Genomic DNA, 12,174 nt, shown 5'->3' on the forward strand with positions numbered 1-12,174 from the left:
GGGCGCCTGTAGTGACGAAGGTAACACAGATCATGTGACTTTAGTCATTAAAAACATTTATGAATGCAAATAACGCACGCTTTGCCCGCATGGCATGACGATGTGACTGTTTCCAGGGCAGAACGCCCCTACATGGTTGCTGGTCCCGAAAAACGCAGCTCCTACAGCGAAGCCCGTCGGATCACATTGGACAAGGTCATTGCCGTCACGGTGTCACTCACTCCGGGGAGGGCAGCGATCTGCTCCCAAATCTCCTGGACGCGGCCCAGGGAACGTGCTTCGACGCGCACAATAAGGTCAAAGTCCCCGCTGAGGACGTCGCACAGAACCACTTCCGGAATGGATCGGAGTTCGTTCAGGACATCCGCACCCCGCATACGGTCTTTGCGGTAGATCATCAGGAACGCGGAAACCAGGGATTCGACGTCGACTCCGGCCACCACCGTGTAGCCCTGGATATACCCCTGCCGTTCCATGCGGTCAATCCGCTGCCTCACCGCATTTCTGGACAGGAGGACCTTGCCGGCGAGTTCGGCGTGCGGGATACGGGCGTTCTTGGTGAGTTCCGCAAGGATTCTTTGATCGATGCCGTCCAGACCCGCCCGCTCCATGTGTCCCTTTCCACCTACCCTGCAGGAACCCTAAGCTCCTGCCCCGACCGAAAGGCCCGCGAAAGAAATGATACGTCCACAAGCCCAGCGGCGTTTCCTGCCACCAATTGGACATCGACGGCCGGTTGGTGTTGGGGTTTCCCGGCGAAGGCTCAGTAGTCCGGGTTGCTTGGCACAACCAGCCCGGTCTCGTAGGCGTAGACCACAACCTGCACCCTGTCCCGCAACTGGAGCTTGCTCAGGATCCGGCGAACGTGGGTCTTCACTGTCGCCTCGGACAGGAAAAACTTGTGGGCAATCTCCGCGTTGGACAAGCCTTCGGCAATAGTGGTGAGAATTTCGGTTTCGCGTGGGGTGAGCTCATCAAGCAACGGATCCCGGTGCGGCGTCGGCGACTGGCCTGGTACTGCTCCGCCACGAACGTACGTTTCCAGGAGACGCTGCGTAACCCGGGGAGCCACCACGGCGTCACCACTGGCCACGAGCCGCACAGCGTGGACCAGCTCTGACGGGGCAACGTCCTTGAGCAGGAAGGCGGACGCGCCGGCCTGCAGGCCCGTGAAGGCATACTCATCGAGGTCGAAAGTGGTGAGAATGATGACCCTGGCCTCGGAACCGGAGTCCGAGATCCGACGCGTCGCCTCGATGCCGTCCATGGCAGGCATCCGCACATCCATCAGCACTACATCCGGCGCCAGGGCTTCCACTTGGCGTACGGCTTCAGCGCCGTCGGACGCCTCACCCACCACATGGAAGTCGTCCTCACCTTCGAGGATGAGCCGGAAGCCCATGCGAAGCAGTGGCTGATCGTCCACCAGCAGCACTTTGATGATGTCTTCTGTCATGATTCCCCCTTGTCGCCGGCCCAGCGGAGCTCGGCGTGGACTGCCCAGCCGCCCCTCTTACTGGGGCCGGCAGTAACGATTCCAGCATAAATTCCTGCGCGTTCATTCATCCCTGCAATGCCTTGGCCGGTGCCCAGGCTCCCGACGGGTTCGCTGCCGCCCTCCAAGGTTCCGCGGCCGTCGTCGTGCACGTCAATGGTGACCAGATCGGCGTCGCGCGCCACCTGGACGTCAACGCGGCTGAGCGAGCGGCCGTACCGCAGGACGTTCGTCAGTGACTCCTGCACAATGCGGTAAACGGTGAGTTCAAAGGCGGGATCCGCCGGGAGGCCAGGGCCTGTGTGCGCATAGTGCAGCGGCAAGCCCGCAGTCCGGAAGCCGTCCAGTAGCTTTGCGAGGTTATGCCCGGATTCCAAGGGCGTCAGCGGTGCCGGGCGCCCGGAGTCGTCGCGGAGAACGCCCAACACGCGGCGCATGTCGGCCAAGGCAGCCCTGCCGGTACGTGACAGTTCGCCAAGGACCTCACCTGCGCGCTCCGGATTCTTCCGGACCACCACCGCAGCGCCATCGGACAGGCTGATCATCACGGTCAGGGAATGGGCTACGACGTCGTGCATCTCCCGCGCGATCCTGTTCCGCTCCGTCACCTTGCCCAGGTGCGTCGTGCGGGCCGCCCAGGCAGCGATTTCGGCCTCATGTTCCCGCCGCTGGCGCACGGAAATGCCGATGCCGGTGGCCAGCAGGTTGGACAACATGATGGTCACCGCGGTTGCGATGTTGTTGATCAGGTGGAAGTTCTCGGGGACGTCCTGCAGGTTGTCCATGCCGCTGGGACTGGTCCACATAAACAGGTACAGCAGGCTCAACGGCAGGCTGGCGGCAACAAACAGCACCAAAGCAAGGCTGCGTTTCCGGAGGGAAGCCACGGCATACAACGCGAACCACAAGCCGGCCGAGACGTTGGAACCCCACGGGTTGAGGATGGTGGCGGCAACTTCGAGAAGTACGACGGCGGCAACCACCTGCAGTGGGTATCGTCGCCTGAACGTCAACGCAGCCGCGATCATCAGCAGCAGCACCACTACCAGCCACTTGCCCTCAATGATGGAGGTAATGATGGTTGGCAGGGCCAGGAGCACGTAGCTGAGGACCACTACGGCGTCCATGGCGCGCGGCCGCTCAAAGAAGTAGCGCCGGATGCGGCCCCTGCGGCGCTGGGTGATTTCAGCGAAGGACGCGTCCACCGTAGCGGTGGCCGCGTCCTTCACTTGTGGTGCTTCAGTCATGGATCGAGCCTAGACGGCAACCCGTCCTAGACGTCCCGCTTCTTCAGCAGGATCATGGCCAGGGCTACCGGTACAACAACCCAGGCACCCAGGACCAGCGCGGCCTGCCACGCTTCCAGCGTCTCAGGAACATGTTCGACGGCGGTCATGGGACTGATGGTGCTGGTGGGAAGGAACTTGTTGGCTTCCTTGAAGAAGTCGCCGGGAATGAGCTGGAAGGCAATCGGGGCCACGAACAGCAGTCCCACCAGGCTCATGATGCCGCCGGCCGAGTTCCGGACGATGGTTCCCAGCGCCATACCGATTGCTGCCACTGCTGCGACATAGAGGCTGTTGACCAAGAGGAGCTTGACGGACTGCGAGCTGCCAAGGTCCAGCTTGAGGTTGTAGTTGTCCACGATCGGCAGGGACACCAGGCCCGCAATGTAGATGGACACGGCTGTCAGCGCGAAGGCGCTGACCATCACCACAATGAGCTTGGCCAGGAACGGGGAGAGCCGCTTCGGGACGGCGGCAAAAGTGGAGCGTGCCATGCCGGTGGTGAATTCGGAGCTCATGAGCAGGACGCCCAGAGAGCCGAGGATGAGCTGGGCAAACGAGATGCCGGAGGTGGGAATGCTGACTGCGAGGTCCCCGCCTTGTGCGGCCATGGCGGCTGCTGCTTCGGGATCGCTGGCAACCTGCTCGGCAAACTGTCCGGTTCCCCACGCCGAAAGCGCGGCGAACCCCACCATCACCAAGGCAGTCGAGGCCAGGAGGATCAGCGTGGACATCAGGGTGCGGAACTTGATGAACTCCGAGTTCAGCACACGGTGGAAGGCCGGTCCGGGACCGACGGCGTTGCGGGTGGACCTGCGGTCCAAGGTTGTGGTGCTCATGTCTATTTCCCTCCGGCCTGGGCGGGAACCGAGGCCCCGGTGGTGATGTGCGAGTGGTATTCCACCTCGTCCTTGGTCAGTTCCATGTACGCCTCTTCCAGGCTTGCCTGAAGCGGGGTCAGCTCGTACACCATGACCTGGTTCTCCAGGGCAGTCCTGGCGATCCCGCGGGGATCCAGTCCGGACACCTCAAGGAGTTCGCGCTCATGGACCTCCACGGAAACGCCGGTTCCCGCCAGGAGTTGCATGAGGCGTTCCGGCTGGTCGGTACGGACACGGGTGCGTGCCTGGCCTTTGCCGGTGATGATTTCGGCGATCGGGGCGTCTGCAATGATCTTGCCCCGGCCAATCACGATCAGGTGGTCTGCAGTGAGCGCCATCTCGCTCATGAGGTGGCTGGACAGGAAGACCGTGCGGCCTTCGGATGCCAGGTACTTCACCAGGTTGCGGACCCACACCACGCCTTCAGGATCCAAGCCGTTGACCGGCTCGTCCAGGATGATGGTCTGCGGATCGCCCAACAGTGCGGCGGCAATGCCGAGGCGCTGACCCATTCCGAGCGAGAAGCCCTTGACCTTCTTTTTGGCGACGTCCCCCAGGCCGGTCATTTCGATGACTTCGCGTACCCGGCTCTTGGGGATGCTGTGCGTCGCTGCCATGGCGAGCAGGTGGTTGTAGGCGGTGCGGCTCGTGTGGACAGCCTTGGCGTCCAGGAGGGCACCGATCTCCCGCAGCGGTGCCCTGTGCTGGGCGAACGGTTCACCGTTCACAGTCACAGAGCCCGACGACGGAGTGTCCAGCCCCATGATCATGCGCATGGTGGTGGACTTACCGGCACCGTTCGGACCCAGGAAGCCCGTCACCCGTCCGGCCTGGACAGTGAAACTGACACCGCCGACGGCGGTCTTCTCGCCGTAGACCTTGGTCAGGCCTTTTGCTTCGATCATGGAAGCGTTCCCTCCTCGGAGCACAATGAGTGTGCGGATGAGTTTCGAATGTACTCACCACGCTACTCACCGGGAGGACGTAAATCGCCGGTCTCAGGGATGATTCAGGGTTCAGTCAGGGTAGTCCTCGCGGATGACCCGCAGGACTTCAGCCGGCGGGAAGGGGCGAGTACACGCGGAGTTCACGGGGTTTCACAGTGAACGTGGCGCTGCGGACTCCGGGCTTCGGTTCGCCATCCACCGCCAGGACCAGGGGCTGCCCGATTGCTTCCACGGTGATGGTGGTGGCCTCCGTCAGGTGGGTGACCCGCGACGCCGCCACAGTCCCTGTCACCACAGCCCACAACAGCCGTGCCCGGGCGAAGGGCTCATCCGCCGTGATCATGCGCAGGTCAAAGACGCCGTCATCCAGCACAGGCCTGCGGAGCGGCGCGTGGTCGCTGGGGTAGAACCTTCCGCGGCCCATGTAGAGGATCCACAGCTTGTGCTTTACCCCATCCACCATGAGCGTGGTGGGCGAATTCACCCCGAAAGTCCGCAAGGATGCCACCACACTGGCCATCGGCTTGCCCATTGCCGGCTGGAGCCGTTCCCGACGCCTGACCAGGTTCGGATACACGCCCACGCTGGCGGTGTTCAGCATTGCCAGCTCCGTGGTTTCGGGGGTTTCAGGCAGGCCACGCTGCACCACTACATGCCCCAGGTCAACGGAGGCCGCCTTCCCCTTGGTCAGTGCCTCGATGGCGTCATCGATCGAGCCGGTGCCAATATCGCGGGCAAAGTGGTTGAGCGTCCCGCCTGGCAGCACCAGGAGCGGCAGTGAATGCTCGACGGCGGCAGCCGCCGCGGTGCCAACGGTTCCGTCGCCGCCCCACACGCCCAATGCGACGGTTCCGGGCCGCGTGGCTGCGGCTTCCATCTCTGCAGCTATGTCTTCGCCTTCAGAAATTTCCCTTATATAAGCTTTCGGGAATATTTCGTTCAGCAGTTCTCCGGTCTCGGGCGTGTAGGAGCCACCCATGACGTTGACCCCGATACTCAGCCCCTCGCCGTCGTGGATTGCCGGCGCCTCAACCGGCGTGCGCCGGGGAGTCGGTTCCGGGGGCCGCGCCGGCCACCACTTGCGGGTTGCCCAAGCAGCGCCGGCCCCAAGGGCGGAACCCAGCACCACATCCGAGGGCCAATGTGCGCCCGTATGCACGCGCGAGTAAGCCACGCCGGCGGCAATGGGCGCCAGGGCAACTCCGATGACGGGGGAGACGATGCCGGCCCCCACAGCGAAGGCGACCGCGGAAGCAGAGTGCCCGGAGGGCATCGATGAGCTGGTTGGCTGCGGGTTCACGAAACGAAACAGCGGCAGGTGCTCAGGAAGCGGGCGCCGTCGGGGGAGTGCGCGCTTGAAGATGACGTTGGTGACCCCTGAAGCAACACCCAAGGCCAACACGCCGTGAAGGGCTGCCCTGCGCGGTTTACCGGGGAACGCGGCCATGACCCCCGCAATACCGAACCAGAGTTTTCCTTTGGTGGCGGCTGCCGAGAGCCGCCGGAAAAAGACGTCATGGTCACCCTGGGGTTGCCGGGAGACAACCCGGACCAGGAAGTGATCGAATTTCACAACTCGTTTGGGGCCCTTGGCCACGAAGCCTCGCATTACTTCACAGTAACGCCTGCGCACCCCTGCGGTGGGCTGCCCTCGACTTCACCTGGCCGTGGCTACGATGAATGGATGATCCGCGTCCTGCGTCCACGTCAACAACCCGGGTGGCAACTGGTGGTTCCCGGCGTACTCCTGCTGTGCGCCTTCATAGTCCCGGGCATCATGCTCCTGGTGGGGCAGGGCGAGCCCGCGTTCAACAGCGTTGACACCACGTGGCAGGCCTTTGCGTTCACTCTGCATTCACCCTTCTGGGATGGCGTGAACGCAGTCCTGAACGGCGTAGGGTACGCGGGCATGCTGGTGCTCCACGGGGTGTTGGCCGCAGTACTGTTCGTTTGGCGCCGACCCCTTACGGCCACCTTCGTCCTGGTCTCAGGCGTGACGGCCCTGGCGCTCACGCAGCTGGGCAAGGTGGTGGTGGGCAGGGAACGGCCAGTGGGTGCCAAAGTCCTGACGGATACCGGTTCATACCCCTCCGGGCATGTATCTGCCACCACGGCTCTCCTCATGGTGCTGGCCATCCTGGTCAGCCGCTGGTGGATGACGCTGCTGGCTGCCCTGGGAGTCATAGCCATGATGATCAGCCGCACCTACCTCTCAGCACATTGGCTCAGCGATGTCCTCGGCGGTGCCTGTCTTGCCGGTGGAGTAGTGCTGATCCTCTGGTGGCGCTTCCGGAACGTATGCGTCAAAGAGAATGAAACGGGAGGTCCCCGGACTATTTGGGCGGCAGGGGCTTCGCGACGCCTGCAAGCAGGAGAGCGAGCAGAATAGGCGCACCGATGGCCAGGAGAGCCAGGTGGATGCCTGTGTGGTCGCCCAAGTATCCCAACAAAGGCGGGCCGGCCAGGAAAGCTATGTAGCCGATGGTGGAAACCACGGACACCCGCGCAGCGGCGTGCTTGGGGTCATCCGCAGCGGCCGACATGCCCATGGGGAAGGCCAGTGCGGCACCGACTCCCCACAAAGCCGCACCAATACCGGCAAGAACCACGTTTCCTGCGAAGACAAACAGCGCCAGGCCAGCTGCGGCCGCTGCCATGCTGGCCCGCAGGACGGTGACGCGGCCGAACCTGTCAATCGCCTTGCCCCCAAGGAACCGCATGATCGTCATGGCCAGGACGAAGAGGGCGAACAACAGCGCACCGGTAGATTCCGAAGCACCCAGTCCGTCCACCGCAGCCTTCGCGATCCAGTCGTTGCCCGCACCTTCGGTCAGGGTGGCACCAAGTACTACGACGCCGATCAACAGGGTCCTGCCATCGCGCCAAGCGGAGGGTCCCTTCGCAACCGGAGCGCCGTCGTCGTGTACTTCTGCGGCCTCGTGGGGCAGGAAGAAGCGGGGGACCGTCAGCGCAAGGGCGACAGCGATGGCGGCGATGACCAGCAAATGCTCAGGGAGGCCCACGCCCAGCTGTGAAAGGCCGGCGCCGATCAAGGCGCCGAGGAAGGCTCCCCCGGAGAACGCCGCGTGGAACTGCGGCATGATGGTTCGCTTGAGCCGGTGCTCGACGTCGGCGCCTTCGATGTTCTGCGCAACGTCCCACAGCCCGATTCCGATGCCGAAGAAGAACAAGGCGATAGCCGTGGCGGGCACAGAGGCGGCCATCAGGGAGAAAGCGATGGCTGCGCCTGCAGCTCCTGCAACGATCCCGGCCACACGGACGGTATTCGCAGTGCCGATCCTGCCCACAACCCAGCCCGCCGAAGGCAACGCCAGCAGCGACCCCACCGCTGTGCACAGCAGCAGGGTGCCCATCTGGCCGGAGGTCAGGCTCAACGCTTCCGTCACTGCAGGAATGCGCGCGGCCCAGCTGGCAAAGACCAACCCGTTCATGCCGAAGATCAGGAACGTCGCCACCGCAGCGGCATTGACGTTGGTGGTGCTTCTGGTGTTGGTGGTCATGCAATCACAACTTCCACGGAGAGTTTGTTGAGCCGGACAAGATCTTCGGGGGACGGCTTTTGGTCAGTGACAATGACATCCACGGCGTCCATGGCTGCAACCAAAGCCACCGCGCTGGCATTCCACTTGCTGCCTGCCGACGCCACGATGACACGGGCCGCGGATTCCAGCCCTGCGCGTTTCACCGCCGCATCATCGAGGTCGTGGGCCAGCAGTCCGTCCTTGAGGTTGAGTGCGCAGGGAGTTACGACGGCGGTGTCGAACCTGAGCGAGCGGATGTTGGCTTCAGTCATGGGTCCCCGGAAAGACTGCTCGCCGGGGATGAGGCTGCCGCCGGGAAGGATGAGCCGGGGCGCCCGTCCGTCCTTGGCGTGCGTGAGGGCTTCAACACCGTGGAGTGACATGGGCATCACGGTGAGTTCCCGCGTGCCCAGCCCGCGTGCAATCTCGGTGGCGGTGGATCCGCTGTCCAGCCACACGTGTTCGCGGTCTTTGAGGAGCCCGTCAACTGCGGTGGCAATGCGGGTTTTAGCTTCGTGGTCTTCCAGTTCCCGCTGGCCGTAACCGGGGTTGTCTCCACGTGCCACCAGGCTGCGTGCACCACCGTGGATGCGCTTGAGGACTCCATTGGCTGCGAGTATCTCAAGGTCGCGGCGGATGGTGGCTCCCGAGGCTCCCGTGGCGTCCACCAGTTCGTCCACGGTGGCTTGTTCGCGGGTGCGCAGCAGCTCGCCAATGAGCCGGTGTCGGTCAGCAGTTCCCATTATTCAACCGTAGCAAGCTTTGCGCATTTAATCATCACTAGTGATCATTTGCGCATTCGATCCTCTCTCACATCCCCGGGCTCAAAGCGAAACGCTCTTGCAGCAAGTGCAAGAGCGTCCGCGGGAAACCAAGGGGATGTGCGAGAGCGTCAGCGGGCGCGCTCCACCCGCTTCTCGTCCCACACAGGTTCCTCGGACTCGTAGACCTTGCCATCGGACCCGAAGATCATGAAACGGTCAAAGGACTTGGCGAACCAGCGGTCGTGGGTCACGGCCAGGACAGTGCCCTCGAAAGCATCGATGGCCCGTTCCAGGGCTTCTCCCGAGTGCAGGTCCAGGTTGTCCGTAGGCTCATCCAACAGCAACAAAGTGGCACCGGAGAGCTGCAGCAGGAGGATCTGGAACCGCGCCTGCTGACCACCGGACAGGGACTCGTACTTCTGCTCCGACTGGCCGGCCAGCCCATACCCATCCAGGGCACCAGCAGCCGACTCACGGGGAAGGCCCGAACGGTGCTCGTCGCCCCTGTGCAGGATCTCCAGCAACGTTCGGCCCAGAAGGTCCGGCCGTACATGGGTCTGCGCGAAGAATCCGGGCCTGATACGTGCACCCAGTTTCACGGTGCCTTGGTGCGGAACTTCAGCGATGACGACGTCGGACACCGGCAGGTGCTCGCGCTCCGGATCCGTGCCTCCGGTAGCGAGCAGCCGCAGGAAGTGGCTCTTGCCCGAACCGTTGGAGCCGAGCACGCCCACGCGGTCCCCGAACCAGATTTCCGTGGAGAACGGCTTCATGAGCCCGGTCAATTCGAGCTTCTCGGCCACGACGGCCCGCTTCGCGGTGCGCCCACCCTTCAGTCGCATCTTGACGTTCTGCTCGATGGGCAGGGCCTCGGGCGGTCCCGCTTCAAGGAACTTGGCCAGGCGCGTCTGCGCAGCCTGGTACCGGTTGGCCATGTCGGAGCGGAAAGCAGCCTTGTTCTTGTACATGTTGACGAGTTCCTTGAGCTTTACGTGCTCCTCGTCCCAACGCTTGCGCAGTTCCTCGAACCGGGCGTTCCGATCAGCGCGCGCCTCAACGTACGAGCCGAAGCCGCCACCATGGATCCAGGCACCGGCACCATTGATTCCGGGTTCGAGGGTGACAATGCGACCGGCGGCATTGTTGAGCAATTCGCGGTCGTGGCTGATGAACAGCACAGTCTTCTTGGACTCGTTGAGCTTGCCCTCAAGCCACCGCTTACCGGGAACGTCAAGGTAGTTGTCCGGCTCGTCCAGGAGCAGGAGTTCGTCCGGGCCGGCAAACAGGGCTTCGAGCACCAGGCGCTTCTGCTCGCCGCCGGACAACGTGGAGGCGCGGCGGAATTGCGCTTTGTCGAAGGAGATCCCCAGGGCGGCCATGCAAACTTCGTCCCACACGGTCTCGACGTCGTACCCACCGGCATCGCCCCAGTCCACGATCGCCTGGGCGTACTTCATCTGGGTGGGCTCGTCGTCATGCTCCATCATGGCCAGCTCTGCGTCTTCAACCGCCTTGGCGGCAGCTGCCAGCCCGGCCTGGGCTGTGGAAACCAGGAGGTCGCGCACGGTGGATTCGTCACGGACCTGGCCTACGAACTGGCGCATGATCCCCATGTTGCCGGAGCGGCCCACTGCGCCCTCGTCCGGAGTGAGGTCGCCGGAGATGATCTTGAACAGGGTGGTCTTGCCGGTTCCATTCGGTCCGATCAAGGCGGTCTTGGTGCCGTCGGGGACCTTGAAGGTCACACCGTTGAGCAGCTGGGTGCCGTCGGAGAGGAAGTAGTCGATGCCGGAAACGTCAATATGGGCCACGTTTCAATCCTCCCACGGCAAGGTATTAACGCTCGACGGCGGCAGCCGGCACCGCCCGACGGCGTCCGCTGTCGGGGGAAATAACGGGGTGCCGGACCTCGGTCGGAGAGCAACAGGGCCGGACCGCTGTCGGCGAGAGCAACAGGGCCGGACCTCGGTCAAGGAGAGGAACGGGCAGTCCGGCTAGGGCTTCCTCCGGGCGAACTCGGGCGCGTGTTCGGGCCGTGGACCGAAAGCGATCATTCGCGCAGGAAGCTTCCCGAACCAGGGGAATTTCCGCACAACAAAGACCAGCGGCCTGGGAGGTTTGGGTTGTTTCCCGGCCATGACCTGTGCAAACACCACACGGTGCAGCACGCGCTGGAAGAATTGGATCAGGACGGTGGGAAGCCAGCGCCGCCTTTGGACCGCGGCGAGGTGGCCGTCGTCGAGTGTTTGGGTCAGCAGCGGCCCTGCGAGCAGGCGCGCCGCCGCCACTGCATCCTGCACCGCAAGGTTGATTCCCACCCCACCGGCAGGGGACATCGCATGGGCTGCATCCCCTATGAGCAGCAGCCCGGGCTTGTGCCACCGGGACAGCCGGTTGAGTTTCACGTCCAACAGGTGCAGATCGTCCAGCGATTCGATGGCTTCCACACGGTCGGCCAGGTCCGGCCGTAAAGCGGCTACCTTGCCACGGAACGCCTCAATTCCTGCAGCCCGCAGTTGGGGGTCCGAGCCTTTGGCCGCCAAGTACGCGATCTGGTGGTAATCCTTGCGGGTCAAGCTCAACAGGACGTCTGAGCTGCCAAAACGCGGGGCAATGGAAGCCAGTGGTTCGTCCTCGCCGGGAGTGCGGGGGATCCTGAACCACCAGGTATCAAAGGGCACGGGAAACTCCTGTGGAACCAGGCCGGCCTTCCTGCGGAGGACTGAACCACGTCCATCGCAGGCAACGGTCAGTGGCGCCCGCAGCTCACCGTGTCCCGTCAGCGCCCCCGTCTGCGGATCGCGTGTTCCGTACGCAACTCCAACAACCGCTCCTGCCGTGTCCGTCAGCGGTTCCGTCACCTCGGTATTCATCAGCAACGTGAAGTTGGGTTCCTGCTGTGCCGCTTCGACCAGGAAGTTCAACAGGTCCCATTGCGGCACCATGGCGACGTAGTTGTACGGGGCTTTGAGCCGCCCAAAATCAGCCAGGACTACCGAATCATCCGATCCGACGGGTAGGCGGAAATTGCCCAGCTTGCTTTGGGGAAGGGCACGGAAGCCCTCGCCCAGACCCAACTCGTCAAGGAGCCTGACGGTGGAGGCGTGAACAGTATCGCCCCTGAAATCACGCAGGAAGTCAGCGTGTTTCTCCAGCACGGTGACTTCCACGCCGGCGCGGGCAAGCAGCAATCCCAGTACGATCCCGGCCGGCCCTCCGCCCGCCACTACACACTGGGTATTCGCTGCCATGTTCAGCC

11 protein-coding genes are annotated in these 12,174 nt (G+C 63.4%); 1 reads left to right on the top strand and 10 read right to left on the bottom strand.

Annotated elements, in window-relative coordinates; genetic code table 11:
• Positions 1 to 161 precede the first annotated feature (161 nt).
• From LDN85_RS21720 to LDN85_RS21745, 6 genes are all read right to left on the bottom strand, one after another.
• Entirely contained in the window at positions 162 to 611 is a 450-nt protein-coding gene (locus LDN85_RS21720; RefSeq protein WP_223944258.1) for an Lrp/AsnC family transcriptional regulator, read from the bottom strand.
• Between the two features lie 152 nt (positions 612 to 763).
• Positions 764 to 1,456, bottom strand: coding sequence for a response regulator transcription factor (locus LDN85_RS21725; protein ID WP_026541047.1), 693 nt, complete (start codon positions 1,454 to 1,456; stop codon positions 764 to 766).
• Positions 1,453 to 2,742, bottom strand: coding sequence for a histidine kinase (locus LDN85_RS21730; protein WP_026541046.1), 1,290 nt, complete (start codon positions 2,740 to 2,742; stop codon positions 1,453 to 1,455). The genes LDN85_RS21725 and LDN85_RS21730 overlap by 4 nt, the downstream gene beginning before the upstream one ends.
• A 26-nt stretch (positions 2,743 to 2,768) precedes the next feature.
• On the bottom strand, positions 2,769 to 3,620 hold the full coding sequence (locus LDN85_RS21735) for an ABC transporter permease (RefSeq protein ID WP_026541045.1): 852 nt from the start codon (positions 3,618 to 3,620) through the stop codon (positions 2,769 to 2,771).
• Positions 3,621 to 3,622: 2 nt separating this feature from the next.
• Positions 3,623 to 4,567, bottom strand: coding sequence for an ATP-binding cassette domain-containing protein (locus tag LDN85_RS21740; protein ID WP_026541044.1), 945 nt, complete (start codon positions 4,565 to 4,567; stop codon positions 3,623 to 3,625).
• 148 nt (positions 4,568 to 4,715) lie between these two features.
• Positions 4,716 to 6,218: a bifunctional phosphatase PAP2/diacylglycerol kinase family protein gene (locus LDN85_RS21745; protein WP_223944259.1), complete on the bottom strand. Its 1,503-nt coding sequence runs from the start codon at positions 6,216 to 6,218 to the stop codon at positions 4,716 to 4,718.
• Between the two features lie 75 nt (positions 6,219 to 6,293).
• On the opposite strand from LDN85_RS21745, the gene LDN85_RS21750 reads away from it, so the two are divergent.
• Positions 6,294 to 6,998 (top strand): phosphatase PAP2 family protein, encoded by a 705-nt coding sequence (locus LDN85_RS21750; RefSeq protein ID WP_223944260.1) that lies wholly within the window; start codon positions 6,294 to 6,296, stop codon positions 6,996 to 6,998.
• Here the strand turns inward: LDN85_RS21750 and LDN85_RS21755 are convergent.
• The 4 genes from LDN85_RS21755 to LDN85_RS21770 form a co-directional block, all read right to left on the bottom strand.
• Positions 6,943 to 8,130, bottom strand: a complete 1,188-nt coding sequence (locus LDN85_RS21755) for an MFS transporter (protein ID WP_026541041.1) — start codon at positions 8,128 to 8,130, stop codon at positions 6,943 to 6,945. The two genes, LDN85_RS21750 and LDN85_RS21755, sit on opposite strands and share 56 nt — an antisense overlap.
• A complete protein-coding gene (locus LDN85_RS21760; RefSeq protein WP_026541040.1) occupies positions 8,127 to 8,894 on the bottom strand; it encodes a DeoR/GlpR family DNA-binding transcription regulator in 768 nt (255 codons plus the stop codon). Before LDN85_RS21760 ends, LDN85_RS21755 begins: the two co-directional genes overlap by 4 nt.
• Before the next feature lie 149 nt (positions 8,895 to 9,043).
• Entirely contained in the window at positions 9,044 to 10,726 is a 1,683-nt protein-coding gene (locus LDN85_RS21765) for an ATP-binding cassette domain-containing protein (RefSeq protein WP_026541039.1), read from the bottom strand.
• Positions 10,727 to 10,909: 183 nt separating this feature from the next.
• Positions 10,910 to 12,166: an FAD-dependent oxidoreductase gene (locus tag LDN85_RS21770; protein ID WP_223944261.1), complete on the bottom strand. Its 1,257-nt coding sequence runs from the start codon at positions 12,164 to 12,166 to the stop codon at positions 10,910 to 10,912.
• Positions 12,167 to 12,174 lie beyond the last annotated feature (8 nt).

Origin of the sequence: Arthrobacter sp. StoSoilB20 (assembly GCF_019977295.1) — a bacterium.
In the GTDB taxonomy this organism is placed as follows: Bacteria; Actinomycetota; Actinomycetes; order Actinomycetales; family Micrococcaceae; genus Arthrobacter; species Arthrobacter nicotinovorans_A.

Coding starts and splice junctions, on each gene's coding strand:
- LDN85_RS21730 (WP_026541046.1), bottom strand. CDS start 2,742: ATGACTGAAGCACCACAAGTGAAGGACGCGGCCACCGCTACGGTGGAC.
- LDN85_RS21750 (WP_223944260.1), top strand. CDS start 6,294: ATGATCCGCGTCCTGCGTCCACGTCAACAACCCGGGTGGCAACTGGTG.
- LDN85_RS21745 (WP_223944259.1), bottom strand. CDS start 6,218: ATGCGAGGCTTCGTGGCCAAGGGCCCCAAACGAGTTGTGAAATTCGAT.
- LDN85_RS21770 (WP_223944261.1), bottom strand. CDS start 12,166: ATGGCAGCGAATACCCAGTGTGTAGTGGCGGGCGGAGGGCCGGCCGGG.
- LDN85_RS21735 (WP_026541045.1), bottom strand. CDS start 3,620: ATGAGCACCACAACCTTGGACCGCAGGTCCACCCGCAACGCCGTCGGT.
- LDN85_RS21755 (WP_026541041.1), bottom strand. CDS start 8,130: ATGACCACCAACACCAGAAGCACCACCAACGTCAATGCCGCTGCGGTG.
- LDN85_RS21720 (WP_223944258.1), bottom strand. CDS start 611: ATGGAGCGGGCGGGTCTGGACGGCATCGATCAAAGAATCCTTGCGGAA.
- LDN85_RS21725 (WP_026541047.1), bottom strand. CDS start 1,456: ATGACAGAAGACATCATCAAAGTGCTGCTGGTGGACGATCAGCCACTG.
- LDN85_RS21740 (WP_026541044.1), bottom strand. CDS start 4,567: ATGATCGAAGCAAAAGGCCTGACCAAGGTCTACGGCGAGAAGACCGCC.
- LDN85_RS21760 (WP_026541040.1), bottom strand. CDS start 8,894: ATGGGAACTGCTGACCGACACCGGCTCATTGGCGAGCTGCTGCGCACC.